General features: G+C 36.2%; 23 protein-coding genes, 1 tRNA gene and 1 pseudogene. 14 read left to right on the top strand and 11 right to left on the bottom strand.

Features of this window, described 5'->3' with window-relative positions; translation table 11 throughout:
- Nucleotides 1-252 precede the first annotated feature (252 nt).
- Together guaB and RSTT_RS05130 are read right to left on the bottom strand one after the other, a co-directional pair.
- The gene (gene guaB, locus RSTT_RS05135) at nucleotides 253-1716 is read right to left on the bottom strand and encodes an IMP dehydrogenase (RefSeq protein ID WP_096525900.1); all 1464 of its coding nucleotides are present in this window, start codon (nucleotides 1714-1716) and stop codon (nucleotides 253-255) included.
- Between the two features lie 106 nt (nucleotides 1717-1822).
- Nucleotides 1823-1894, bottom strand: a tRNA-Asn gene (locus tag RSTT_RS05130).
- A gap of 473 nt (nucleotides 1895-2367) precedes the next feature.
- Here RSTT_RS05130 and ilvD point away from each other — a divergent pair.
- From ilvD to groL, 13 genes are all read left to right on the top strand, one after another.
- Nucleotides 2368-4017 carry a dihydroxy-acid dehydratase gene (gene ilvD, locus RSTT_RS05125; protein ID WP_096525899.1) on the top strand — a complete coding sequence of 550 codons (1650 nt, stop codon included), beginning with the start codon at nucleotides 2368-2370 and terminating at the stop codon, nucleotides 4015-4017.
- Between the two features lie 111 nt (nucleotides 4018-4128).
- The gene (gene ilvB, locus RSTT_RS05120; RefSeq protein ID WP_015423690.1) at nucleotides 4129-5865 is read left to right on the top strand and encodes a biosynthetic-type acetolactate synthase large subunit; all 1737 of its coding nucleotides are present in this window, start codon (nucleotides 4129-4131) and stop codon (nucleotides 5863-5865) included.
- Between the two features lie 381 nt (nucleotides 5866-6246).
- Nucleotides 6247-6720, top strand: coding sequence for an acetolactate synthase small subunit (gene ilvN / locus RSTT_RS05115; protein ID WP_015423689.1), 474 nt, complete (start codon nucleotides 6247-6249; stop codon nucleotides 6718-6720).
- A 32-nt stretch (nucleotides 6721-6752) separates the two neighbouring features.
- Nucleotides 6753-7751: a ketol-acid reductoisomerase gene (gene ilvC / locus RSTT_RS05110; RefSeq protein WP_096525898.1), complete on the top strand. Its 999-nt coding sequence runs from the start codon at nucleotides 6753-6755 to the stop codon at nucleotides 7749-7751.
- 380 nt (nucleotides 7752-8131) lie between these two features.
- On the top strand, nucleotides 8132-8845 hold the full coding sequence (locus RSTT_RS05105) for a PASTA domain-containing protein (protein WP_096525897.1): 714 nt from the start codon (nucleotides 8132-8134) through the stop codon (nucleotides 8843-8845).
- 60 nt (nucleotides 8846-8905) lie between these two features.
- Nucleotides 8906-9547 carry a ribulose-phosphate 3-epimerase gene (rpe, locus tag RSTT_RS05100; RefSeq protein ID WP_172412899.1) on the top strand — a complete coding sequence of 214 codons (642 nt, stop codon included), beginning with the start codon at nucleotides 8906-8908 and terminating at the stop codon, nucleotides 9545-9547.
- A gap of 32 nt (nucleotides 9548-9579) precedes the next feature.
- Entirely contained in the window at nucleotides 9580-11277 is a 1698-nt protein-coding gene (locus RSTT_RS05095) for an N-acetylmuramoyl-L-alanine amidase (protein WP_231941947.1), read from the top strand.
- Nucleotides 11243-12070 (top strand): glutamate racemase, encoded by an 828-nt coding sequence (murI, locus tag RSTT_RS05090; protein WP_096525895.1) that lies wholly within the window; start codon nucleotides 11243-11245, stop codon nucleotides 12068-12070. The genes RSTT_RS05095 and murI overlap by 35 nt, the downstream gene beginning before the upstream one ends.
- An 11-nt stretch (nucleotides 12071-12081) precedes the next feature.
- Nucleotides 12082-12450: a 6-carboxytetrahydropterin synthase QueD gene (gene queD, locus RSTT_RS05085; RefSeq protein ID WP_015423683.1), complete on the top strand. Its 369-nt coding sequence runs from the start codon at nucleotides 12082-12084 to the stop codon at nucleotides 12448-12450.
- A gap of 276 nt (nucleotides 12451-12726) precedes the next feature.
- Nucleotides 12727-12984 carry a 7-cyano-7-deazaguanine synthase gene (locus RSTT_RS06865; RefSeq protein ID WP_269457781.1) on the top strand — a complete coding sequence of 86 codons (258 nt, stop codon included), beginning with the start codon at nucleotides 12727-12729 and terminating at the stop codon, nucleotides 12982-12984.
- A 31-nt stretch (nucleotides 12985-13015) separates the two neighbouring features.
- Nucleotides 13016-13276: a 7-cyano-7-deazaguanine synthase gene (locus RSTT_RS06860; protein ID WP_096525894.1), complete on the top strand. Its 261-nt coding sequence runs from the start codon at nucleotides 13016-13018 to the stop codon at nucleotides 13274-13276.
- Nucleotides 13277-13942: 666 nt separating this feature from the next.
- On the top strand, nucleotides 13943-14227 hold the full coding sequence (locus tag RSTT_RS05070) for a co-chaperone GroES (protein ID WP_015423682.1): 285 nt from the start codon (nucleotides 13943-13945) through the stop codon (nucleotides 14225-14227).
- A 25-nt stretch (nucleotides 14228-14252) separates the two neighbouring features.
- Nucleotides 14253-15881: a chaperonin GroEL gene (groL, locus tag RSTT_RS05065; RefSeq protein ID WP_015423681.1), complete on the top strand. Its 1629-nt coding sequence runs from the start codon at nucleotides 14253-14255 to the stop codon at nucleotides 15879-15881.
- A 168-nt stretch (nucleotides 15882-16049) separates the two neighbouring features.
- Here the strand turns inward: groL and RSTT_RS07005 are convergent.
- From RSTT_RS07005 to dprA, 9 genes and pseudogenes are all read right to left on the bottom strand, one after another.
- A pseudogene (locus RSTT_RS07005) lies at nucleotides 16050-16172 on the bottom strand (DNA adenine methylase); the annotation flags it as partial.
- A gap of 431 nt (nucleotides 16173-16603) precedes the next feature.
- The gene (locus RSTT_RS05055) at nucleotides 16604-16879 is read right to left on the bottom strand and encodes a hypothetical protein (RefSeq protein WP_096525893.1); all 276 of its coding nucleotides are present in this window, start codon (nucleotides 16877-16879) and stop codon (nucleotides 16604-16606) included.
- A gap of 109 nt (nucleotides 16880-16988) precedes the next feature.
- Nucleotides 16989-17321 carry a hypothetical protein gene (locus RSTT_RS05050; protein ID WP_186330524.1) on the bottom strand — a complete coding sequence of 111 codons (333 nt, stop codon included), beginning with the start codon at nucleotides 17319-17321 and terminating at the stop codon, nucleotides 16989-16991.
- 1356 nt (nucleotides 17322-18677) lie between these two features.
- Nucleotides 18678-18833 carry a hypothetical protein gene (locus RSTT_RS06275; protein WP_172412879.1) on the bottom strand — a complete coding sequence of 52 codons (156 nt, stop codon included), beginning with the start codon at nucleotides 18831-18833 and terminating at the stop codon, nucleotides 18678-18680.
- Nucleotides 18827-19228 (bottom strand): hypothetical protein, encoded by a 402-nt coding sequence (locus tag RSTT_RS05045; RefSeq protein WP_096525892.1) that lies wholly within the window; start codon nucleotides 19226-19228, stop codon nucleotides 18827-18829. Before RSTT_RS05045 ends, RSTT_RS06275 begins: the two co-directional genes overlap by 7 nt.
- A 37-nt stretch (nucleotides 19229-19265) precedes the next feature.
- Nucleotides 19266-19538 carry a UBA domain-containing protein gene (locus tag RSTT_RS05040; RefSeq protein ID WP_096525891.1) on the bottom strand — a complete coding sequence of 91 codons (273 nt, stop codon included), beginning with the start codon at nucleotides 19536-19538 and terminating at the stop codon, nucleotides 19266-19268.
- Nucleotides 19539-19655: 117 nt separating this feature from the next.
- Nucleotides 19656-20600: a site-specific tyrosine recombinase/integron integrase gene (xerA, locus tag RSTT_RS05035; RefSeq protein WP_015423679.1), complete on the bottom strand. Its 945-nt coding sequence runs from the start codon at nucleotides 20598-20600 to the stop codon at nucleotides 19656-19658.
- Nucleotides 20519-22768 (bottom strand): type I DNA topoisomerase, encoded by a 2250-nt coding sequence (topA, locus tag RSTT_RS05030; RefSeq protein WP_197701995.1) that lies wholly within the window; start codon nucleotides 22766-22768, stop codon nucleotides 20519-20521. The genes xerA and topA overlap by 82 nt, the downstream gene beginning before the upstream one ends.
- Nucleotides 22765-23859 carry a DNA-processing protein DprA gene (dprA, locus tag RSTT_RS05025; RefSeq protein ID WP_096525890.1) on the bottom strand — a complete coding sequence of 365 codons (1095 nt, stop codon included), beginning with the start codon at nucleotides 23857-23859 and terminating at the stop codon, nucleotides 22765-22767. The genes topA and dprA overlap by 4 nt, the downstream gene beginning before the upstream one ends.
- A 613-nt stretch (nucleotides 23860-24472) precedes the next feature.
- Between dprA and argC the strand changes: the two genes are divergently transcribed.
- Nucleotides 24473-25492, top strand: a complete 1020-nt coding sequence (gene argC / locus RSTT_RS05020; protein ID WP_096525889.1) for an N-acetyl-gamma-glutamyl-phosphate reductase — start codon at nucleotides 24473-24475, stop codon at nucleotides 25490-25492.
- Nucleotides 25493-25512 lie beyond the last annotated feature (20 nt).

The following is a 25512-nucleotide window of genomic DNA, read 5'->3' as shown; positions in this document are numbered from 1 at the left end:
CAAAGGATATCAAAAGAGATAAAAGAATAGTATGACTTCACTGACAGCAAAACCATATTTTTATCTATAGCGGTTGCTGCAGACATAAAAGGAAGAATTTTATTACAACGGCTTTGCAAGGTTGGAGTGTTCTTTTGCAAGCCCACGGGAAAATATGCTCAGAATCGCACTATATAATAAAAAAATGAGATTAAGTCATCCCAAGCGTATTAAACTTGTCATTATCCATGTTGCCATTTAGAATATGTGTTGTTAATACTTTCCGCCGGAATAATTGCTTTCTTCTTTTGTTATGAAAATATCGTGCGGATGGTTTTCTGCAAGACCTGCGGCGGTTATTTTGACGAATTGTCCTTTTTCTTTAAGTTCTTGTATGGTCTTAACACCGCAATATCCCATAGCAGCTCTTAATCCGCCGATTAATTGGTAAACAACGTCAGGTACTACACCTGTGTAAGGGATACGTCCTTCGACACCTTCCGCTACTAATTTTTTTGTGTTATCTTGAAAGTATCTATCGTTGCTTCCTGCAGCCATTGCGGAAGAAGAACCCATTCCGCGATAAGTTTTGAATGGGCGTCCGTTGTAAATTATATCTTCTCCCGGACTTTCTTTTGTTCCCGCGAATAAAGACCCCATCATGCATACATTTGCACCGGCTGCTATGGCTTTAGGAATGTCGCCGGAATATTTAATTCCGCCGTCGCATATAACGGGGATGTTGTATTTTTTTGCAACTTGAGCGCAATTGTAGATTGCCGTGATCTGCGGAACTCCTACGCCTGTTACAACTCTTGTAGTGCATATTGCTCCGGGACCTATGCCGACTTTAATTGCGTCAGCTCCGGCTTTGATTAAATCTTGTGCGGCTTCTGCCGTAGCTATATTCCCCGCTATTACCTGCTCCTGCGGGAAAGTTTCTTTTATTTTCTTTACTGCATCTAAAACTCCCTGACTGTGTCCGTGAGCTGTATCTACGACCAAAACGTCGACGTTAGCATCAATTAGAGCTTTCACCCGTTCAAGCATATCTTTTGTAATGCCTATTGCTGCTCCGGCGAGGAGTCGTCCTCTTTCATCTTTTGAGGAATTTGGAAAACAGATGGCTTTTTCTAGATCTTTAATCGTAATAAGTCCTTTCAAAATGAAATTTTCATCGACTAAAGGAAGTTTTTCTATTTTTTTGCCTTGTAATATTTCTTTTGCTTCTTGAAAAGAAGTGTCTACTTTTGCGGTAACGAGATTATCTTTTGTCATTATTTCTGAAACTTTTTTGTTATTATCTGTTTCAAAACGCATATCTCTGTTGGTGATTATGCCTATAAGCCTGCCGTTGTCTTCAATGATGGGAACGCCCGAAATTTTGTATCTTGCGACAAGTTCTTTAGCTTCCTTGAGAGTGTTGTATTTTTTTAAAGAAAAAGGATCGTATATGACGCCGTTGTCGCTTCTTTTAACATAGTCAACTTCTGAGGCTTGCTCTTTAATAGACATATTTTTGTGTATTATTCCTATACCGCCCTCTCTTGCAATGGCAATAGCCATTTTAGATTCTGTTACGGTATCCATACCCGCGCTCATAAGTGGAATGTTCAATTTAATTTTTTTAGTAAGATTTGTGGCTAACAGAACATTTTTTGGAAGTATTTTTGAGTATTGTGGAATCAATAAAACATCATCAAAAGTCAAAGCCTTTTGTGAAAATTTTGTGTCCATTTTCCATCTCCACTATTTATTATAGCACATTAGTACAGGCGGTTTTCAAGGTAAAACAAAAAAATCCTGCTATTTAAGCAGGATTTGTATATCTTGGAATTAAAAACTCCGACGGCTGGACTCGAACCAGCAGCCGATCGGTTAACAGCCGATTGCTCCACCATTGAGCTACGTCGGAACTAAGCGTCTTTTCTATAATCAATTATATCTATTTTAAAAAAAAATTCAAGTCTCCGGCTAGGCTAAATATATAATATGCGTAAAATCGGGACGTAAATTTCCGGACTTAAAGAAATCGGATTATTATTAATTTAGATATTTATCCTGTTTTTTTACTGCAAGTGCCGTAAGATACAAATATAAATGGCAGCAGAGCATGTTAAACTACTTCCTTTAGTCCACAAAGTTTCTGAAAAAAGAATATTCACACAATGCTACAATAAAAGAGGGTAAAGAGTAAATATACTGAGTTTATTTTTTGTGTTTTTTAAGTAAAAAATTAAATCCGTTTGATGCATATGCATTATGCATAAAGATTTGATATAATACTCAATAAAATGTCAATTATACATAATATAGATATCAAATCGAAAAGGCAAGAAGACAAGAATTTTGTAAATTTGTAAAATTAAGTAAGAAATGGAGTTTTAAATGAGAAGCGATCAAATAAAAAGAGGTGCAGTAAGAGCGCCTAACAGATGTTTATTGTATTCTACAGGAATAAGTCCAGGAGATTTAGATAAACCTTTTATAGGTATTGCCTCGTCATTTACGGATTTAGTTCCGGGTCATGTTGCAATGCGCGATTTGGAGAGATATGTAGAAAGAGGCATTGCCGCCGGCGGGGGAGTTCCTTTTATTTTCGGCGCTCCTGCGGTATGCGATGGTATAGCTATGGGACACAGCGGCATGCATTATTCGCTTGGTTCAAGAGAAATAATTGCCGATTTAGTGGAAACCGTTGCAAACGCACACATGTTAGATGGTCTTATTCTTTTGTCAAATTGCGATAAAGTTACGCCGGGAATGCTTATGGCTGCTGCAAGACTTAACATACCGGCGATTGTTGTTACCGCAGGTGCTATGATGACTGGGATGTATGATAAAAAAAGACGTTCTATGGTAAGGGATACTTTTGAAGCGGTTGGGCAATTTCAAGCTGGTAAAATTACCGAAAAACAGCTTTCAGAGCTGGAAATGGCAGCATGTCCCGGAGCTGGCGCATGTCAGGGGATGTATACCGCCAACACTATGGCGTGTTTAACTGAGACAATGGGAATGTCTATGCGAGGCTGTGCGACGACGCTTGCTGTCAGCGCAAAGAAAAAGAGAATTGCTTATGAATCGGGTATAAGAGTTGTTGAACTTGTAAAAAAAGATGTAAAGCCGCGCGATATTTTGACGCTTGCTGCTTTTAAAAATGCAATTGTCGCGGATATGGCTTTAGGAGGTTCTACAAATACAGTTTTGCATCTTCCTGCTATAGCTAATGAAGCGGGAATAGAACTGCCTTTAGAATTATTTGACGAGATTTCTAAGAAAACTCCGCAGATTGCCTGCTTGGAGCCGGCGGGGGACCATTACATGGAAGATTTAGATAATGCTGGTGGAATACCTGCGGTGCTTTTTGCAATTCAGAAAAATTTGGCGCATTCTAAAACAGTATCAGGATTTGACATAATTGAAATTGCAAATTCGGCTGAAATATTGGATGAATATGTTATAAGAGCGAAAAATCCTTATAAACCTGAAGGCGGCATCGCGATTTTGAGAGGAAATATTGCTCCGCGCGGATGTGTTGTTAAACAGGCTGCCGTAAGCGAAAAAATGAAAGTCTTTTCGGGCAGAGCGCGCGTATTTAATTCTGAAGATAATGCTATGAAAGCAATACTTGATAATAAAATTGTTCCAGGCGACATTGTCGTTATAAGATATGAGGGACCCGCAGGCGGTCCGGGAATGAGAGAGATGCTGAGTCCTACGAGCGCATTGCACGGTATGGGGTTAAGTGATTCAGTTGCGCTTCTTACCGATGGACGTTTTTCCGGCGGAACAAGGGGACCCTGCATAGGACACATTTCTCCTGAAGCAGCGGCAGACGGGGCAATAGTCGCGATTAATGAAGGCGACACGATAAATATCAACATACCCGAAAGAACGTTAAATGTTGAATTGACGGATGATGAAATAAAGGCAAGAATTGGCAAGGTTATAAAGCCGGAACCTAAAATCAAAACCGGTTACATGGCACGTTATGCTAAGCTAGTGCAATCAGCAGATACCGGAGCTGTATTGAAATAGAATAAAATATCTGTCGTTTGAAAAAACAAAGATAAACTCTGGGTTGTTCCCGTAGTAAATGATTTCTTTTGTGTAATTTATTTATATAAGGTAAAAAATAAGGATTATAGTATGGAAAAAAAAACTGGTTCGCAGATTTTAGTAGAGAGCTTGTTAAAAGAGAAAGTTGAAGTGATTTTTGGACTTCCCGGCGGACAGGCTTTGCCTATGTTTGACGCAATTCACGGATCGGGTTTAAACTTTATTTTAACAAGGCATGAGCAGGGTGCTTCGCATATGGCTGACGGTTATGCTCGTTCTACAGGTAAGCCCGGCGTATGTTTAGTTACATCAGGTCCTGGAGCTACAAATATAGTTACGGGTCTTGGTACTGCATATACAGATTCTGTTCCTTTGGTTGCATTTACAGGTCAGGTTGCAACAAGCGTGATCGGACAAGATGCTTTTCAGGAAGCGGATACCATCGGCATCACAAGGCCTGTAACAAAACATAATTTTTTGGTTAAGGACGTAAAATATTTGGCAAATACCATAAAAGAAGCGTTTTATATTGCAACTAGCGGCAGACCCGGACCTGTTTTGGTTGACATTCCGATTGATGTGCAGCGCGGACTATGTGAATTTGTTTACCCCGAAAGAGTTGAAATACGTTCGTATAAACCTAACTATAATGGTCATCCGGGGCAGATTAAAAAAGCTGTTAACATTATAAATAAAAGTGAAAAACCCGTGCTTTATATAGGAACCGGCGTTATCATTTCTGAGGCGGAAGATGAAATCTTGAAAATATCAAAAAAAGCCGATATTCCCGTCACAAATACATTGCTTGCCATAGGCGCATATCCTCATGACACGAATTTAAGTTTGGGCATGCTCGGAATGCACGGGACTTTTTGTGCAAACAGAGCGATACAGGCGGCGGACGTCATTATAGCTGTTGGCGCAAGATTTGATGATAGATGTACTGGCAAGGTCTGCGATTTTGCAAAAAAAGCAAAAATAATTCACGTTGATATAGATCCTACAGCTATATCTAAAGTTGTTGACGTTGATATTCCCGTTGTCGGCGATGCAAAGGCAGTATTGAAGGAAATGTTGACGTTGATAGATAAGAAAGAAAGAAAAGGCTGGATTAAAACAGTTGATGCATGGAAAGCGGAACATCCGCTTTCTTATGACAGAGATGATGATAAGCTTCATCCGCAATATGTAATTGAAAAAATTTCGGAATTTACAAAAGGCGAAGCAATTGTTACGACGGAAGTCGGACAGCACCAGATGTGGTCGGCGCAGTATTATAAAGCGAAATATCCGCGTTTATTTTTGAGTTCCGGCGGACTTGGAACAATGGGTTTTGGGTATCCTGCTGCTATCGGAGCAAAAATTGGAAATCCGGATAAAGAAGTTATAGTTATAGCTGGGGACGGTTCTTTCCAGATGAATATGCAGGAAATGGCAGTATCTGTGTTAAATGATGTAAATGTTAAGGTTGTTATATTAAATAATCAATATCTCGGAAATGTGCGCCAATGGCAGGAAATGTTTTATGGTAAAAGATATTCGCACAGTTGTCTTGCAAGACGCAAGGAATGTCCGCAGTTGTGCAATACGCCAAACAGGGATACTTGTCCCGTTTATGTCCCTGATTTTGTAAAGTGGGCACAAAGTTACGGTGTTTTAGGAATACGCGTGACAGATAAAAAGGATGTTGACTCCGCTTTAAAAAAGATGCTTGAAACAAAAAGCTCAGTCGTTCTTGATGTATGTGTTGAGATGGAAGAAAATATTTTCCCTATGGTACCTGCTGGCGCGTCTCTTGACGATGTTATTACACGAATGAGCGTATGATCTGAAATTTGAGGAATAAAGAGTGGAGATGTATGTCAATTTCCAAGCAGCAAGTATTTATTTTTTAATACCTTTGCACTGTTTTATCGTGTCTAAATGCTGAAAGTAAGAAAAGAATTAAGGTGTTGCCAAGAGATAAATAAAAATATAAGGCTTTATTGCTGCTTCATCATATTGAAAACTATGGCAAGGGCTTGCATTAAAGAGTTTACAAATGTTTTACCAAATCTGCCTATAAGATACTATAGGGGTACTTCGTGAATTAAGAGAAGAGAAAAAATAGAATTTAAAGGTAGTTATAGATAAGGTTGTTGGTTAAAAAACGCAAAATAAAATAAAGTAAATATATATGTATGTGTTAATTTACTGCAAGGAGACAATGTGCGCCATACGGTTTCAGTTTTAGTAGAAAATAAATTTGGTGTTCTTGCAAGAATATCTACTCTTTTTGCGGCACGCGGATTTAATATAGATTCGCTTAATGTAAGTGAAACTGAAGATCCTGCAATTTCAAGAATGACTATTGTCGTAAAAGGAGACTATTCTATTCTTGAGCAGGTTACAAAGCAGTTAAATAAACTGGTGGATGTTATAAAAGTCAATGATTTTAATAATGTTGAATATGTTGAAAGAGGACTTGCCCTTATAAAGATAAACATAAAAAAATCCACCCGCAATGAAGTTCTTCAGCTGATTGAAATTTTTAGATCAAGAATTATAGATGTGTCTCAGGATTCAATTATAGTCGAAATAACGGGTGACGGAGATAAAATCAGAGCTTTTATAAAAATGGTTATGCCTTACGGAATAAAAGAAACGTGCAAAACCGGTATTGTTGCTTTAGGTCGCGGGTAACGCTGATAAGATGATGAAAAAGGAGAAATAAAATGAAAGAAGCAAGAATGTATTATGAGAATGATGCGGATTTAAGTCTTTTGAAAGAGAAAACTATTGCAGTTTTGGGTTATGGAAGCCAGGGGCATGCGCATGCTTTAAATCTTAAAGATTCCGGTCTGAACGTTATTGTCGCACAAAGGCCCGGTGGAGATAACTATAAAAAAGCTATTGAAGACGGTTGGAAGCCGGTGAGCGTTGCCGAAGCGGTCAAGCAGGTGGACTGGGTTCATATTCTTTTGCCGGATGAAGTTCAGAAAAAAGTTTGGGAAGAAGATATAAAACCTAATATTAAAAAAGACGTAATTTTAAGTTTCGCGCACGGTTTTAATATACGCTTTAAACAAATTATTCCTACGCCGGATTTAGACGTTATTATGATTGCGCCTAAAGGTCCCGGACATTTGGTTAGAAGACAATATGAAGAGGGTAAAGGCGTTCCGTGTTTAATAGCTGTAGAGCAGAATGCGAGTGGTAAAGCAAAAGATTTTGCTCTTGCTTATGCAAAAGGTATCGGTGGTACGAGAGGCGGAGTTCTGGAAACGACTTTTGCCGAAGAAACCGAAACCGATTTGTTTGGCGAGCAGGTTGTTCTTTGCGGAGGACTTGTAGAATTGATAAACTCCGGATTTGAAACGCTTGTAGCTGCAGGCTATCAGCCTGAAATAGCGTATTTTGAATGTTTGCATGAAGTAAAACTTATTGTTGATTTAATATTTGAGGGCGGATTTGGCAAGATGAATTATTCAGTTTCCGATACCGCTGAATACGGCGAATATGTAAGCGGAAAAAGAATAATAACCGATTCCACCAGAGAAGCAATGAAAAAAGTTTTAGCTGATATTCAATCTGGCAAATTTGCAAATAACTGGCTTGAAGAGAACAGAACAGGCAGACCGTTCTTCAAAAAAGAGAGAAAAGATGTAAGCGAGAGGACGGTTGAAAAAGTTGGAGCAAGACTGCGTTCTAAAATGTCGTGGATTAAAAAATAACTTCGGATTTTGACTAATACATCGTGTTTATGTATGCTGCTCCTGATAAAATAATGATGGAAATTTGCTTTTGCCATTCGCCTGAGCGGCAAATATAGTTCCTAAAAATCTCCGAGATAGTGTTTGTTTTTCATCATCATTTCAGGGCATATCTGAAATATGCGGTTGCATTTATTTTTTAGAAGATATATGCTAAAAGTAAGTTTCGGTGCACCCCGGCAATACGTGCCGTTTTGCGGTTAAAGCATTTGAGTATAAATTAGCGCGGTGCGATTGCCCATTCCCATGAATATCAGAAGCTGATGTTTTGGAATAATTAAATAGTATCATGAAAGTTGTGGCAATCTGTTTATTAAAACTTGATATGGGCTGGAATTTTGTTGGAAAGGCTTTTTAAATTATTTATTATATTGATAATTATAGGGATAGTTTTTTATTTTGCTTTTAACATTATTATGGGTGCTTTAGTTCATAATAAAAAAGAGGTTGTGTTGCCGAATGTGGTCGGAAAAAGTATTTATAATGCAGTGGAAGAACTCTCAAATGCGGGATTCGGACTTAAAAAAGATGGTGAAGAATTAAATCAAAATGTACCTGCCGGAGTAATTTTGCGCCAAAACCCTTCTGCTGGAATGAGTGTCAGGGAAGGAAAATTGGTTAGAGTGACAATAAGTCAGGGTGGGGAAATGATTTATGTCCCAAATCTTGTCGGGCAGACTGTCCGTTCGGCGGATATTTCTTTAAGATATTCAACTTTAGTCATGGGCGAGGTCTCAAAAAAGTATTCTCTTAAAATGGGCAAGGGAACAGTTCTTTCGCAGGACATTGCGGCGGGATCTTCGGTGGATAAAGATTCTGTTGTAAATATTATTGTTTCGGACGGTCCTCCACCCGAAGGAGTTGTTCTTATGCCGGACTTTGTAAATAAAAATCTTGAAGAAGCGGGAATATGGGCGGCGCATTGTGGTATAGCTCTGAACATAGCGGGCGAAAAATTTTCTGGTATTAGAACAAATATCGTTTTAAGACAGTTGCCTGAAGCTGATACTGATGTGACGGATTTGGAAAGTGTCAGTCTATGGTTGAGTGCATAGGATTACTCATCCGTTAATATAGCGGTAAATACTACTGTTTGGAATAAAAAAATGAAAAAAATTATTATTATTCCGTCAATTTTGTCTGCGGATTTTGCAGCTTTAAAGCATGATTTAAAAATGATAGAAAAGTCCGGAGCGGAATGGGTTCACATTGATGTGATGGACGGACATTTTGTGCCCAATATCACTGTAGGTCCAGTGGTCGTAAAATCTTTGAGAAAGGAGACTGAGTTATTTTTTGATATACATCTTATGATAACGAATCCGGAAAAATATTGGCGAAAGTTTAAAGAAGCCGGAGCGGATTTAATAACTTTTCACAGCGAAATTTCAGCCGAGAAAAAGAAACTTGTAGAAGACATAAGATCATCGGGTATTAAAGCTGGAATATCAATAAAACCTAAAACCTCAGTTTCTGAAATAGAAGCTTTGCTTCCTTATCTTAATTTAGTTTTGATTATGACAGTCGAGCCGGGATTTGGCGGACAGTCTTTTATGGATAATATGGTTGCGAAAATCAAAGTTTTAAGAAAAGTTATTGATGAAAACAATTATGACTGTCTTATAGAAGTTGATGGCGGAATAAATTCCCGTACCGCTTCAATCTGTATTGACGCCGGTGCAGACGCATTAGTCAGCGGCAGTTACATTTTTGCAGCTGAAAACCCTCTTGAAGCTGTTAAATCCTTTTTTGTATGAGAAAGCTATCTGTTTTACTCCTTTCACTGTTTATGCTGTTTTTTACCGTTTATTCGCATGCGGAAAAAAAAGCTCCCGTTGTTTTGTCAAAAGCTATTAACGTAATTATTGACGGAAAACCTTTACCGGGTGTAAGAATTTATAAAATATCCGAGCGGACGAACTATTTTTCTGTAAGAGAAATTGCCAAAATATATAATGCGTCGCTTGAATGGAAACCGGTAAGTTCGCAGCTGACAATGCATTTAAACAACAAAAAAATACATATTAAAGCAGATGATTTCGGAGTTGCTTTCGGGAATAAATTAAAGAAAATGTCTCTTCCGTCAAGACTTATAGGAAATGAGATGTATATTCCGCCGGAAATTCTTAAATCAAAAGAATTTACGGAAATTGTAGAAGCCGATACCGTATGGAATCCCTCGTCTTTGCTGTTGAGTATAAAACATCGCGTAAATATTTCAGCTGTGAAATATTTTACAAAACTCGAGAGTACGCGGGTGCTTATACAGCTTGAAAAACCGCTATCATATACTGTTTCAAAAACTTCCAGACGTGTGGCTATAAAGATACTGGAAGGAAAAGTGCATCGCGATGTTTTAGTCGTGAACAACGGCATTGTTAAAGACATTTCTTACGATATGAAAGGAGGGTCTGCGTTAGTAAAAATTAATCTCCAGCAGATGCCTAAGATTATTAAAACTTCAATACTTTCCAAACCCTATAGAATAGTTGTTTGTATTAAGCATTCTAAAAATATTGATACGTCCTCAACAAAGAAGGCAACTGTAATTCCGGTGGCGGAAGAAAAAAATGTCAAACTGCCTGAAATCTTAAAAGAATCCGATTTAACAACGCCTGAAAAATACAAAGAGGCACAGATGAGCGGGATTATACCGATGATTGAAAATAACAAAGATCTTGAAAAAGTGCCTGTTGTAAAATTTGAAGATAAAAATATAATTGACGATACTGCTAAAGATGTTGTGACTAAACAGGAAAAAGAGAAAGAGGCTTGCTATAAACGTAAAAAAATTATAGTTCTTGACGCCGGACACGGGGGAGAAGATCCGGGTGCAGTAGGACCGAACGGTACAAAAGAAAAAGACGTAAATCTTGAGATAGTTTATAAACTTAAAACAATTTTTGATAATGATGACAATTATGAGATAATTCTTACCAGAAAGGATGATACTTTTATTCCTCTTTCTAAAAGAACAAATATAGCAAATGAATGTAAAGCAGATTTATTTATATCTGTGCACTGCAACGCAAGTTTTGACAGGAACGTAAACGGTTTTGAAATTTACTTCTTATCGGAAAAAGCTACTGATTCTGAAGCTGCTTTAACGGCAATTCGTGAAAATTCCGCTTTGGGACTAGAAAAGCAGCCCATCAAGCCCATCGAAAAAAACACTGCGCTTGAGAGTATGTTTTGGTCTTTTGCTATTACTGAATATATAAACGAGTGTTCGGAATTGAGCGGTTTTATATATGCCGAAACCATCAACAGACTTAAAATACCGAATAAGGGTGTAAAACAGGCGAGCTTTTGCGTATTGAAGGGAGCGCAAATGCCTTCGGTGCTTGTAGAAAGTGCTTTTATAAGCAATTATATGCAGGAATCTGAGTTTTCTTCAAAAAAGTTTTGTGTGGACGTAGCCGACTCCATATATGAGGGAGTGGTAAAGTATTATGCGAGAAAAGACAAAAAGCGGAACAATAAATAATCATCCTATAGGAATTTTTGATTCGGGATTTGGCGGGCTTACAGTGATGTCTGCAATAACCAAGATGCTTCCTTTGGAAAGTCTTATTTATTTTGGGGATACCGCTCATGTGCCTTACGGGTCAAAATCAAAAGATATCGTAATCAAATATTCAAAAGAAATAACATCTTTTTTAATGAGATGCAAAGTTAAGCTGATTGTTATAGCGTGCAATACGGCATCGGCTTTTGCGCTGTCTATTTTGCAGAAAACTTTGAAAGTGCCTGTAATAGGCGTGATAGAACCGGGGGCAAAAGCCGCAGTATATGCGTCAAAAAATAAAAAGATAGGTATTATAGGGACGGAAGGAACCATAAATAGCAAATCCTATCTGCGAGAGATAAATAGAATTTCCAAATCTAAAGTATATCAGCAGGCATGCCCGCTGTTTGTTCCGCTTGTGGAAGAGGGTTGGAGCAGTGGAGAAATTACGGACAGCATAGTAAAAAAATACATAGAGCCTCTTTTAAACAAAAAAATCGATACTTTGGTTTTGGGCTGCACGCATTATCCGCTTCTGAGAGAAACTTTAGAAAAAAACGCGGGCGGCAACGTCGTGTTTATAGATTCTGCAAAAGCTGTGTCACAGGAAGTTAAAAATATTTTAAAGAAAACATGCATCCTTGCGGACGTGAAAGGCAAGAAATTTTTAAAATTTTACGTAAGTGATAATCCTGAAAAATTTCAAACAATAGGTAGCCGGTTTTTTTCTAAAAAAATATCCGGCGTCAAAAAAATAAAAATGGTCAGTTAAACAGAGTAAAAATGAAATACAAACTTTCGGTTACAAGAAGTTTTTCTTCAGCACATTGTTTAAGAGAATATAAAGGCAGATGCGAAAATCTGCATGGGCATAATTGGAAAATAAGAGCTGCTTTTTACGGCACAGAACTTGATGATACTGGCGTGCTTATAGATTTTATGGATATTAAGATGCATCTTAATAAAGTTATCAATTATTTGGATCATAAATTTTTGAATGAAATTGTTCCTTTTGACAGGGTCAACCCGACAGCGGAAAATATAGCTGCATTTATTTTGGGACGGCTTAAAGATATAGAGACGAAAAACGCAAAAGTTTGTGAAGTAGAAATTTGGGAGAGTGAGTCGTCATCGGCAGTTGTGTGTATATAAGCGTTTCAATAGTAAGGTTTATCCGGTTCGGCAGTGTAAACTTTTGGGGAGAGAGGCGCAAATATTTGTGTGCGACGAGGCTGATAATGTTTGACAGATGATAAATTGGGAAGTTTGTCCCAAAATATTGAAAAGAGAAAATGAAGCTTTGGATAAAAGTCAGGATGTTTTCAGCACTTCGTTTACCTCAGCAGGACATATTTAAGAGGATTAAAGTGAAAATGGAAAAAAGAGCGGTGATTTTATTTTCAGGCGGACGGATTTTAGACAACAGTCCTGTTAAAAGGATATAAATGCACCTGCTTGATGCTTGATTGCGGGCAAAAACATAGTAAAGAAATTTTGTCTTCTGTTAAGATTACAAAATCTGTCAAAACAGAATATTCCATTATAAAAATAAATCTGCCATGGTTCGGTGATTCATTGACAAGCAAAAACAAAAAAATTCCGGTTCATAAACATTTGCCAAAAACCATTCCCTCTACTTATGCTCCGAGAAGGAACATTAATTTTCTCTCTTATGCGTTGTCTTGAGCGTGGTCTGTGACTGCCCAGTTGATTTTTTATTGGCGTTACTTCTGTGGATTTCTTAAATTACCCTGACCGTCCGCTGGAATTTATAGAAGCCTACAATAATGTTTTAAAAGCGCTTAAGACAAAAATAATCGTTCAATTTCCGCTATGGATGAAAACTTGGTATAAAATAAATAAAGATACGTGGACTTGTTATAACGACTATAAAAAACTGTGCATGGAATGCGATTCGTGTAAATTGAGAATAAAATGTTTTAAAGATGCGGAAATAAATGACACTGTTCTTGCCTGAAATACAGTCGCCGATTTGTAAAATTTTTTTCGTTTCAGGGTAAAGATTTATATATAGAATTTCCGCAGATTTTCGTGCGCTTTACAGGATGTACTATTCAATTTGGTTATTGCGATAGTTCTTATTTCGTCGCTAATATCTGAAAAAACAGAATATTATGTCGCAGATAAGCTTCTTGCGACAGGTTGCAAACTGTATGAAGATAACAAAAAAGTTTTATCTTTGGGAAACTGTCTGTTGCTTTAACCGGAGGATATAATAAAAACATTTCAAAAAAAGTGCCGCTTATTTTATAAACGTCAATCGATAAAAATATTCCTGCAATACAGAATCTATATAAATTTTATGGTGATGCAAAAAATTATTCCTAGAGTATATCTTATGGTGCAGATGCATAAGATTTATAGGATAGTTCTGTATTTGTGTAATATTCTTTTGATAGTCTGGTCATGACAGAAAGACTGCTTCTTTCCGGTAAATCCGCGTGCGCGGGAGTATAAAATATAAAAAGAAAAAAAGATTAAAAAAGTTAGAAAAAGCTGATGTAGCGCAGTATATTGACAAAAATTAATTTAATTTTATATAATAAGCAGTCGTAGGGTGACAGTGCTAAAGATAAAAAGAATAAACGATAAAACGATAATAAAAGTTCAAGGAGGAAGTAAGATGATTAGACCACTAGGTGAAAAGGTTTTAGTTAAGCCTGCAGAACCCAAAGAAGTAAAAAAAGGCGGCATTATTATTCCTGATACTGCAAAGGAAAAACCACAGGAGGGAGAAATTATCGCGGTTGGAACCGGCAAAAGAACTGAAGACGGGAAAATAATAGCTTTAGACGTAAAGGTAGGTGATAAAATACTTTTTGGAAAATATTCCGGAACAGAAGCTAAGATTGACGACGTAGAATATCTTATAATGTCGCAGGATGATATTTTGGGGATAATTGAATAATCAAATGAAATAAGGAGATAATAATATGGCAAAACAATTGATTTATAGTGACGAGGCTCGTAAAGCTATGAAAAGCGGTGTTGACAAACTTGCAAATGCGGTAAAAATTACTCTCGGTCCTAAAGGCAGATATGTAGTCTTGGATAAAAAATTCGGTGCGCCGACTATTACAAATGACGGCGTAACAATTGCAAAAGAAATTGAACTTGAAGATCCTTTTGAAAATATGGGTGCTCAGCTTGTAAAAGAAGTAGCTTCAAAAACTAACGATATAGCAGGAGACGGAACGACGACAGCTACCGTTTTAGCGCAGTCTTTGATAAATGAAGGACTTAAAAATATTACTGCGGGCGCAAACGCAAACCATATAAAGAAAGGGATTGAAAAAGCCGTTGCAGCAGCTATTGACGAGATTAAAAAAATTGCAAAACAGGTGAAAAATAAAGGAGAGATTGCTCAAATCGCCTCAATTTCTGCAAGTGATAAAGAAATCGGAAATTTGATTGCCGATGCAATGGAAAAAGTAGGAAAAGACGGTGTTATAACCGTTGAAGAGGGAAAATCTTCGGAAACTACTCTTGATGTTGTGGAGGGAATGCAGTTTGACAGAGGCTACAGTTCGCATTATTTTGTAACTGACACTGAAAGAATGCAGGCTATTTTGGAAGATCCTTATATAATAATTACCGATAAAAAAATAAGTTCAATGCAGGAGATACTTCCTTTACTTGAGAAAATTATACAGACCGGAAAATCTTTTATGATTATTGCTGAAGATATAGAAGGGGAAGCTCTTGCAACTTTGGTTCTTAACAAGATCCGCGGAACGCTTAAAGTTATAGCTGTTAAAGCTCCGGGATTTGGCGACAGAAGAAAAGAAATGCTTCAAGATATAGCAATTCTCACGGGCGGAACGGTTATCACCGAGGAAACCGGACTAAAGCTTGATAAAGCTACGATAGATCTTCTCGGGCAGGCAAAAAGAATTGTTGTCGATAAGGAAAACACAACGATAGTTTCGGGACTTGGCGATAAGAAAGAAATTGAAGCAAGAATAGCTCAAATCCGCAAACAGATTGAAGATACAAAGTCGGATTACGATAAAGAAAAACTTCAGGAAAGACTTGCGAAACTGGTCGGCGGTGTTGCAGTTGTAAATGTGGGTGCGGCGACTGAAGTGGAAATGAAAACAAAGAAATTTAAAGTTGAAGACGCTTTGAATGCGACAAGAGCGGGTGTTGAAGAAGGTATTGTTGCCGGCGGCGGAGTAGCTCTTCTAAAAACACAAACTGTTTTAGAAAAAATTAACGCTGCGGATTCTGATGAAAAGACGGGTATTGAGATTGTTCTTAAAGCTCTTGAAGGTCCTATAAGAATGATAATTGAAAATGCCGGTCTTGAAGCTTCCGTTGTGGTTGATAAAGTTAAAAATTCAAAGGATACAGCTTTTGGTTACGATGCGGACAATAACGAATATGTTGATATGATAAAGGCTGGTATTGTTGATCCTGCAAAAGTAACAAGAACAGCGTTGGAAAATGCCGCTTCAATAGCATCGCTTATTCTTACGACTGAAACATTGGTAACAGACATTCCTGAGAAATCTCCGAAGTTTCCTGGCGGCGGCGGAATGCCTCCGATGCCTGAATATTAAAATAGAGATGTTTGTTGAGATAAAAAAGCAGCCTCCGCGTTTTTGCCCGGAGGCTGCTTTTTTAAACGGGAACATTTATCAGCAACAAATAAATATTCGTTTTATTCATTTATTCTGCGTAGCGGTAATATAGATATAATTTTAATTTTATCTGTCAAATAAAAAATATTAGTATTTCTTAACTATATATAATTGTTCTTGAATATGTTTTTTTGTCTTGCTTTTGCCTTTGTTATTACTTTTAAATCTAAGATATTCAAATTCAACTAGTTCTACTGCTCCATAATCCTTTTCAATAAAATCGTAGTTATTTAATTTATTGATGCTGTTTTGACTAAACTGGTATTTTTTACCCTCAACATTTATAATTTCTCTGTGTCCAAAATCAATAAGAATTAAATCTGGTATATGAATGATTTTATCTTTATTTCCAGCCTTATATTTTTCTCTGTCAGAATATTTAGCAAGCGGTATATGTTCTCCCTTTGCCGTTATAAAGTATCCTTTTTCGCTTCCTGCATGGTTCTCAAAAATAGAATAGCCTTTTGTAAAATTTTCAACTACTGTATGGATAAAAATAGTTCCTAACTTTTCTCCAGTTTTTTCATAGTGCCAATAGTTGTGATAAAATTCTGTTTTTGGCAAAATTAAATATTTGAGTTGTATTTCTAATTTATTAGCTATCAAAATAAACTTATTATTTGCTTTTATATGCTTTTGCTTTAGTCCGTGCTTGGTACTAGATCATTTTTCCAACCTAATTTTCTAAGAACAGCACAAACTATGCTTAAAGCTCCTATATTTGGATCATGCGATAAACTGTCAGATTTTATCAGTCTATCGGATATTTCTATTCTGTTTGGTTTTTGCGCTAATGTAATAGGGACATTCCCTTTATGCGCACTTCTCATTTGTTCTTTGAAATCTATCAATTCTTTTATAGATGAAAAAGGAATAAATCTGTCTGAATCAAGTTGCTTTCCTAGTGTCAAAAGCATTCTTGTGCCAAAAATATTTGTTTAGCTTTGTTTTTCTCTTTTGACAATATGCAGATTATAAAGCATTATCATTTTTACGGCAGGATAATAATGATGTAAAAATACAAATTTAGAGCATCTTTGATAAATATCGCTGTTTCTGCTTCTTCAATGGCATAGACACTGGCTTATCTTTTAGAGAAGGTTCTTCATCTTGAAAAAAGACTAGGAAGTCGACAAAACTCGAATATCCGCTGACTGTTTTTATAAAAGCTTTATCTACTTTATTACATCTAAAATTTATGACTTCGTAGGTAAAAACAAATTTGTTGTTTTTCAAAACAGGCAAAATTCGCAAGTTATCGATAAAAGCACAGGAATTTCTATCTGTTGCAAATTTATTTAATATCTGCTTTAAGACTTCTATTTTTGGACGTTCTTCTGTTAATATCCAAATATTCATAACAGTATACTTACTTATTTTGATAAACTATTCCGACTTTTTTTTATTTGCTTCTTAATGCTTTCAGTCTTATTTGAATTTACCGCTTGTTTGGCTTGTAAAGAATCTTTATTAATTGACTGGTATAATCTTAATTTCGTCTTATGACAGCTATAATTCTTGAAGTTTCCCATTTGGAAAATTAATGTATTATAGTTTTAAGCTTCTCTAAAAAATTTCTTATATTTTCGTCGCGTGTATATTAACATCAGGACTAAAGTATTTTTGAGTACCTACATCAATTCTTAATTTTTTATCAAATATTCTTTTTGAAAAAGTATAAATGAAAATAATCATTAATATCTTTGTTTGATATCGCTAATGTTATATAAAAAGCACAAATTAACATCTTGAATTTTTCCGCATAATTTATTTTATATCGGATACATTAACTATATTTTCATCATCAGTCTCATAAGTTTGATATAAATCTCAATCTTATGACAATATAAATCACTTGTCATTTGGCTGAATTTCACTTATATTACACCTATTATTTTTCTGGCATTCTATCAATAATATCTGCGGCTTCCACTGCACTTTCGATATCTCTTAAAGATATCGAAAGTGCTTTTTTTAATGTTTATATATTTTCATTTCCCCATTTTTCATAATGAACTTCATCGTTTCCGAGCCATGCTGCTCTTTTGATTCAATTTAGAGAATTTTATGTATGGTTCTATTACTTTACTTAAAAGCATAGTTTTAATTTTATCACTGTCAGTTTCATTACTATATTTAATGGCATAATCTTTTACAATAAATTCCAATGCTTTTCTGTATCCTGCACCTGCGATATCTTTACATTTATAGTGTTAAGCTATTGCAGATTGTTTATAGATTTCAATAAAGTTTGGAGACAATGCGCTTATGATATCACTGAACACAGGTGATAAAAATTCATCTTTCGGATAATAATGGGGATATTTATAGTTATAAAGATAATATTCTATTTCTTTTATATATTGCAACTATTATTTTGCTGCAAGATACATCGCATTGAAAAATAAAGGAGAAGTATTTTTTTTCTTTTTTGTAGTCAGGCGTATCAATACTTTTTTCGGGGACTACAAGTAGAAGTTTTAACGATACCAGCTTCCCTGCAATGCGGACACTTCTGAGTATGAGTAATTATTTGAAGTGCAAATTAGTTTGATCATATATTAAATTGCTCCTTTGTTAGTGTTGTTTTATTTCAAAACTTAAATTTCCGTGTGCTGTCTAAGAGATTATGTAAAAAACTCCGATAATTTTATCCTTTAATAAGCGTTCGTAAACATTCAGATAATGTTGAAGCATAAATAAAAAACGCTTAATTTACCAGTGTATTATCTTTTTCCACCACAGCTGGCTTTTTGTTTCTAAAACTTTTAATTTGATGCCGCTCTTAATTTTTGCAAGACCTGTTATAGATGGTGCGTAATGCAGATGTATTTCAAAATCATTATTTTTAGAATATATTTTTTTTACCATTGGCCGGAAGCGGAATCATGATGCCGTTTTTTCTTCCGCCTGTCAGATGCGCAAGATAATGCGCTATATATAATGGACAGCACTGTATCGCTCTCCGCAATTTTTTCTGCTGGTTTGCCGCTGGGATCTTCCAGTATTTTGACGTCAAGTTTTACAAATCCTAAATCGTATCCTGCAAAAGAAATTTCATTTTGTTTTGTATTATAATCTGGAAGTTTTTTAAACTGTGTAAGATTCAATTCTTCATTTACGGTTTCCATTTCAATGGTAACGGGATGGAAAAAAGTTTTAATTATTGTTGAAATCTCTTCTTTTGATATAATGCTGGTTGCTTTAATTGACTGCTGCGTATGTATTTTTAAATTTTCTTCAATTTTTTGAGTGTAATTTTCCATTGCGCCTGCGTCTAAACGCGCTGAGAAAATTGCTTTTTCAAAAGAAAACCAGTCTATGTTTGCAGATATCTCGTATATGGCCGGATTGTGCGAAAATATCATGCGTTTTCATATTTACTGCTATATGTATAAGACCGTAAATGTTTTCTTTTGGAAATATCTTAAATACGGTGATAAATTTTAAAAGGAGTCCTATCGTATATATAGCTTTTTCAATGTTATTGCCGGAGAGGGAAAGAACAATTTCTGCTTCAGCTTGTTCATAGCCGGTTTCTTCTATTAAAAGTTTAAGCTGATCTTTTTCTTTCATGATTTTATTAACCCTCAAAAGTTTATTTCGGAGTTTGCAGTTTTAAAAAATAGACATAACGTAAGTTGCGTATATTTTTTTCTTCTATACTTGGCGGCTTTGTCCGTTATATTGCGATTATTTTGCTCTCGGATGTGTCTCTTTGTAGACTTTTTTCAAGCTTTCTATTGTCACATGCGTATAAATTTGCGTTGAGGAAAGATTTTTGTGACCTAACATTTCCTGAACGCTTCTCAAATCGCAGCCTCTGTCAAGAATGTGGGTTGCAAATGTGTGTCTTAAAGTGTGCGGGCTTACTTTTTTTGTAAAGCCTGCTTTGACGAAATATCTGTGTAAAATTCTTCTTGCGGTTCTCTGTCCGAGTCTTTTTGCGCGGTCGCTTAAAAATACCGGCGATCTTATATCATAAGGGAGACCGAGATTGCGGCGTTTGTTTATGTAATCTTTTATCGCGTGCAGACAGATATCTCCTACCGGGACAATTCTTTCTTTATTTCTTTTGCCTGTTACAGTGACGACATTTGATATAAAATCTATATTTTTTAAATCTAAACTTACCAGCTCTTCAATTCTCAAACCGCACGAGTAAAAAAGTTCAATCATTGCTCTGTCGCGCGGTTTTAAGTCGGGCAGGTTTAGGAGCATCTGCATTTCATTTTCTGTTAAAAATGACGGGACTTTTTTATCTTTTTTCAGACTTGCCGGCATGCTTTCTATGAAATTTTCTTTAATAATTTTATTGATTATTAGAAATTTGTAGAAAGAGTGCAGAACCGCAAGTTTTCTCGCGAGAGTCGCTCTGCTTAATTTTTTATTGCCGAGTTCTTCCAAAAATTCTCTTATATCGCGTTTACCGGCATGTGAGAAATTTAGTCGTTTCTTTTGTAAAAAGAGTGCAAAGTCAGATATATCTCTTTTGTAAGCCCTTAAAGTATGCGCAGAAAAATTCCGCTCGGCATTAAGATACTTTTCAAAAGAATCTATTTTTTCGTTGTTTTCTTTTCCGAAAGCTTTACCGTCTTGTATGTTTTTGATTTCGGAGTTTTGTTCGTTTTGATCCATTGTAAATTCCTACATTTCGGGAATGCCGAACAGGTGAGAAACGGTCCTCTTTTACCTATTTTTTTAAGCATTTCCGAACCACATTTATTGCATTTTATATCCGTATGCTCAGGCTCGGGATAGATTATCATGTTTCCGTCTTTATTAATATTGTATAAAGTTTTGCATTCCAGATAATTTTTACATGAAAGATATTGTTTCCCCGCAAATCCTGTTTTTTTAATCAGATGACTTCCGCACTTATCACATTTCATATCTGTTTCCCGTGGAGCTGCGGCAATTTTTCCATCTTTATCTAAAGACAATGTCGTTTTGCATTCCGGATATCCGGAACATCCTAAAAACTGTACTTTTCTAGAATATCTTATAACCATATTTTTTCCGCAGTTGGGACATATTTCAGAAGTTTGCTGTGCCTGAACTTTTTGCTTTTGCAGGTTTTTTTCTGCTTCGCTTAAATCTTTTTCAAACGGTTTATAAAAATCTTTTAAAACGTTTTGCCACACAGCTTTGTCTTCTGCAATTTTATCAAGTTTTTCTTCAACGCTCGCGGTAAACTCAACGTTAATTATGTTCCCGAAATGATCTTTTAAAACGTTGTTTACGACAATGCCGCGATTTGTAGGAACAAATTTTTTGCCGTCAAGATGAACGTATAATCTGTCCAGAATAGTTTTAATAGTAGGAGCGTAAGTCGACGGCCTTCCTATGCCGTGTTCTTCAAGAGCTTTAATTAAACTTGCTACGTCATAGAGCGGTGGTGGTTCTGTAAAGTGCTGCAAGGGAAGCAGCCGTAAGAGATTTAACTGTTCGCCGCTTTTTAAAGAAGGGAGCTTTTTTGTCTCTTTTTCATCGTCGTCCGCATTGTAAACTTTCAGAAATCCGTCAAAAATTAATGTGCTTTCTAACGACTTAAACAAATAGTCTTTTGCCAAGATTTCCGCTGTTACGGTATTATAAACCGCATCTGCCATCTGGCTTGCCAAAAATCTTTTCCATATTAAATTGTAAAGTTTTAATTCATCTTCCGATAAATATTGCTTTACCTCCGACGGTATCCTGTTTGGAGAGATAGGTCTTATCGCTTCGTGTGCTTCTTGCGCTCCTTTGGTTTTTGTTTTATAAATTCTAGGAATTTTGGGGAGAAAATTGCTTCCATAAGAATACTCTATGAATTTTAACGTTTCGCTCTGAACGCTTTTTGCAATATTTAAAGAATCGGTTCTCATATAAGTTATAAGTCCGGCGTTTGTGCTGTTGCCGATATGAACGCCTTCATAGAGTTTCTGTGCTACAGACATTGTTTTTGAAGCTGAAAAACCGAGTTTTCTTGAAGCATCTTGCTGCATTGTTGAAGTGGTGTAAGGCGCATAGGGAGAGCGTTTGCGCTGTTTTGTTTCAACCGACTTTACAATGTATTTTGCACCTTCAAGTTCTTTTAATGTTTCATCGGACTGCTCTTTGTTTTTTACTGAGAGTTTATCGAATTTTACGTCGTTTTTTGAAAAAAGTAGCGACTTAAAAGGCGTTGTGTTTTCTTCAAGTTTTGACAGTTCTGCTTCGATGCTCCAGTATTCTACCGGAATAAAACTTTTAAATTCTTCTTCTCTCTTGCATATAAGCATTACGGCTACGGACTGAACTCTTCCAGCGGAAAGTCCGGGCTTTACTTTTTTCCATAAAAGTGGAGAAAGTTTATAGCCTACGAGCCTGTCTAAAATTCTGCGCGCCTGCTGGCTGTTTACAAGCTTCATATCCAGATTTCTAGGATGTTTTACGGCTTTAAGAATTGCTTCGGTCGTAATCTCGTGGAACGTTATTCTTGAAATTTTAGATTCCGGAAGTTTTAATGCTTCTTTTAAATGCCATGCAATGGCTTCTCCTTCGCGGTCAAAGTCGGTGGCAAGATAAATTTTGTCGGAATTTTCAGCTTTTTTTTTCAGGTCTGATATAAGCTTTTTAGATTTTGATATGTTTTTATATGTCGGTTTAAAATTGTCTTCAATATCGATGCCGAGTTTATTTTTAGGCAGATCTCTTATATGTCCATAAGAACTTTTTACGGTAAAATCTTTACCTAAAATTTTTGATATTGTTTTTTCTTTTGTGGGAGATTCAACTATAACTAAATATTTTGACATTACTTTTATTCCCTTATCTTCTTTCAATATGCTCTCACGTATATTTGTCCCGGAGTTGTTTTAATAAGTCCGTTTATTTCAAGTTTTAAAAGCACCGGAGCGATTTCTGAAATCCCGATATTTAATTTCTGCGCAATTAAGTCTGGTGGCAGTCCCGCGCTGTCATTTTCTATCAGGCTAAGAACTTCCAGTTCAAGTTTGTCAAGAGAGGGAAGTTTATTTGTTTTTGAGATTTTATCTTTAGAAGTCCACTTAAGCTGATCTGCCATGTCATGCGGTCCTAACGCGATAAAAGCGCCGTTTTGTATAAGTTCATTTGTTCCTTTTGATATGCTTGAATATATGCTTCCCGGAACTGCAAAAACATCTTTTCCGTATTCAGCGCAGAATCTTGCCGTTATTAATGCTCCGCTTTTGAGTGCCGCTTCCGTAAGCAGAGTCGCTCTGGAAAATCCTGCAATTATCCTGTTTCTTCTTGGAAAAGTTCCCCTGTCGGGCTGTTTCCGTAGCTGGAGTTCGCTTATAACTGCGCCGCATTGCGAAATCTTTTCCTGCAGTTTTGCATTTTCAGGCGGATAGTTTACGAGCAATCCGTTTCCCAAAACAGCTATAGTTCTTGATTTATTTTCTAAAGCTGTAATATGCGCTTGACTGTCGACGCCTCTTGCCAGTCCTGAAACAATAGTTATTCCTTTTTTTGCGAAATAAGATGCGAACTCTGACGTAACCGTTTTTCCGTAATTGCTTATTCTTCTTGATCCGACTATTGATATGGAATCAAAATCTTTTTCTAAAATGTTGCCTTTAATGTAGAGAATAAGCGGTTTATCGGCAAAATCTCTTAACGGCTTTGGGTAATCGCTGTTGTAATAAAAAGTAATTTTTATATTGTTTTTTATTGCAGTTTCGAGTTCTTTTTCAGCTTTACCGGAGTCTGAAGAGTTAAAAATTGTGTCCGCGATTGCCTGTCCTATGCCCTCAACCGACATAAGATCTCTTTTGGATGCTTTGAGAATTAACTCTGTATCGCCGAATTTGTCAAGTAGTCTGAAAAACCTTATTGCCCCTATATCTGTTGCCGAAAGAAGCTTGAATAAAGATAACTCTCTTTCATTCATTAATGGTTTATTGTAAACAAATTATTGAAAAATTGTCAAAATTGGTGACAAAAATAACGTGATACTTAACCAGATTTAGTGAAAACCGCTATTTCTCTGTTTAGCCTACCTTGCGTTTATTTTTGTCCTACCACTTGCTCTTTTTCCGATTGACTTGCCGATTCAAAAAATTATAAAGTTTAAAATAGTGTGTTTCTTGTATTTTTGAAAAATTTGGCGTAAAATCTCTGATTTGTTGCTTTAAAACGACATGTTGATTTGGACGAACGTAACCGTTCCTAATGTAAATGTGAGTGCATAACTGTTGTCCAGATTCAATATTATTAACCTGATATGATGCATCTAAGATTGAAAAAGGTAATAACAGGTCAGGCAAAACATTGGGATAAAGGGTTTTCAAAACTTTTGGATTTAGAAGAGATAAAATAGTTTTTTATATGAAGAAATTTTAGGAGAATGCTAAAAAACAACATCAGTTTTATTGACGAATTTATAGTTTGATATATTCGGAAAAGCAATGGTGACAGCGCTGGGATCTAGTCGATGCACAAAACCGATACTGAGGATAGAGTCAAATTTATAACTGTTATCATATTTGAAATCGGAGAAGAAAATGATTAGAACGGGGATTGTAGGCATAACCGGATATACTGGGGAAGAGCTTTTAAGAATTCTTTCAAAACATCCGAATGTAAAAATAACCGGACTTTACGGCAGAAGTTCTTCTGAAAAGAGACATTTGAAAGACATATATCCACATTTTAACTGTTTGGATTTGAGAGTTGAAGCTTTAAATGTAAAACAAATCGCTAACATATGCGACGTAGTCTTCCTTGCCTTGCCGCATGCTGTTGCTTTTGAAGTTGTTCCGCATCTGATTGACGCTGGAGTTAAAGTTATAGATTTATCTGCAGATTTCAGGTTAGTCAGACCAGAAGTTTACGAGAGATGGTATAATGTGAAGCATACCGCAAAAGAATATATCGGGAAGTCGGTTTACGGATTGTCTGAACTGAATACAGAGAAAATAAAAAGAGCTTTGCTAATTGCAAACCCCGGATGTTATCCTACGACAGTTATTTTAGGCTGTGCGCCTGCTGTAAAAAACGGTTTTATAGACCTTAGAGGAATAGTTATAGATTCAAAAAGTGGTATTTCCGGCTCCGGCAGAAAAAGTGCGCAAGCATATTTTAAAGATGAACATCCAAATTTCAGAGCGTACAAGGTTGCAGGTGAACACAGACATATTCCCGAAATAGAACAAGAACTTTCGGTTTTGTCGGGAGAAGATGTGACGATAAGTTTTACTCCGCATATTATGTCCGTTGAAAGAGGGATGCTTTCAACAATTTATATAAATATGAAAAAACAGATTGCGACGTCTGCAATAATTGAAAAATATAGGAAATTTTATAGCGGTAGGCACTTTATAAAAATTCTTGATGAAAATGTGATACTGGGAATAAAAGATGTTTTAAATACAAACTATTGTGAAATAAGCATGAAAGTTGACGAGAGAACAAACAAACTTATTATAGTTTCAGTTATAGACAATTTAGTCAAAGGTGCATCGGGACAGGCGGTACAGAATATGAATATTATGTTTGGCTTGCCTGAAACCGCAGGATTATAGTCGGTTTTAAGGAGAAATTG

The organism is Candidatus Endomicrobiellum trichonymphae (assembly GCF_002355835.1).
Classification (GTDB): Bacteria; Elusimicrobiota; Endomicrobiia; order Endomicrobiales; family Endomicrobiaceae; genus Endomicrobiellum; species Endomicrobiellum trichonymphae.
The sequence above is the reverse complement of the archived record's forward strand: the minus strand, read 5'-3'. Positions and strand labels throughout refer to the sequence as shown.

Bases quoted from the DNA above. Each gene is read 5' to 3' on its own strand.
- guaB (WP_096525900.1), bottom strand. From the start codon at position 1,716: ATGGACACAAAATTTTCACAAAAGGCTTTGACTTTTGATGATGTTTTA.
- ilvD (WP_096525899.1), top strand. From the start codon at position 2,368: ATGAGAAGCGATCAAATAAAAAGAGGTGCAGTAAGAGCGCCTAACAGA.
- ilvB (WP_015423690.1), top strand. From the start codon at position 4,129: ATGGAAAAAAAAACTGGTTCGCAGATTTTAGTAGAGAGCTTGTTAAAA.
- ilvC (WP_096525898.1), top strand. From the start codon at position 6,753: ATGAAAGAAGCAAGAATGTATTATGAGAATGATGCGGATTTAAGTCTT.
- RSTT_RS05095 (WP_231941947.1), top strand. From the start codon at position 9,580: ATGCTGTTTTTTACCGTTTATTCGCATGCGGAAAAAAAAGCTCCCGTT.
- murI (WP_096525895.1), top strand. From the start codon at position 11,243: ATGCGAGAAAAGACAAAAAGCGGAACAATAAATAATCATCCTATAGGA.
- queD (WP_015423683.1), top strand. From the start codon at position 12,082: ATGAAATACAAACTTTCGGTTACAAGAAGTTTTTCTTCAGCACATTGT.
- RSTT_RS05070 (WP_015423682.1), top strand. From the start codon at position 13,943: ATGATTAGACCACTAGGTGAAAAGGTTTTAGTTAAGCCTGCAGAACCC.
- groL (WP_015423681.1), top strand. From the start codon at position 14,253: ATGGCAAAACAATTGATTTATAGTGACGAGGCTCGTAAAGCTATGAAA.
- RSTT_RS05055 (WP_096525893.1), bottom strand. From the start codon at position 16,879: ATGCTTTTGACACTAGGAAAGCAACTTGATTCAGACAGATTTATTCCT.
- RSTT_RS05050 (WP_186330524.1), bottom strand. From the start codon at position 17,321: ATGAATATTTGGATATTAACAGAAGAACGTCCAAAAATAGAAGTCTTA.
- RSTT_RS06275 (WP_172412879.1), bottom strand. From the start codon at position 18,833: ATGGTAAAAAAAATATATTCTAAAAATAATGATTTTGAAATACATCTG.
- RSTT_RS05045 (WP_096525892.1), bottom strand. From the start codon at position 19,228: ATGGAAAATTACACTCAAAAAATTGAAGAAAATTTAAAAATACATACG.
- RSTT_RS05040 (WP_096525891.1), bottom strand. From the start codon at position 19,538: ATGAAAGAAAAAGATCAGCTTAAACTTTTAATAGAAGAAACCGGCTAT.
- xerA (WP_015423679.1), bottom strand. From the start codon at position 20,600: ATGGATCAAAACGAACAAAACTCCGAAATCAAAAACATACAAGACGGT.
- dprA (WP_096525890.1), bottom strand. From the start codon at position 23,859: ATGAATGAAAGAGAGTTATCTTTATTCAAGCTTCTTTCGGCAACAGAT.
- argC (WP_096525889.1), top strand. From the start codon at position 24,473: ATGATTAGAACGGGGATTGTAGGCATAACCGGATATACTGGGGAAGAG.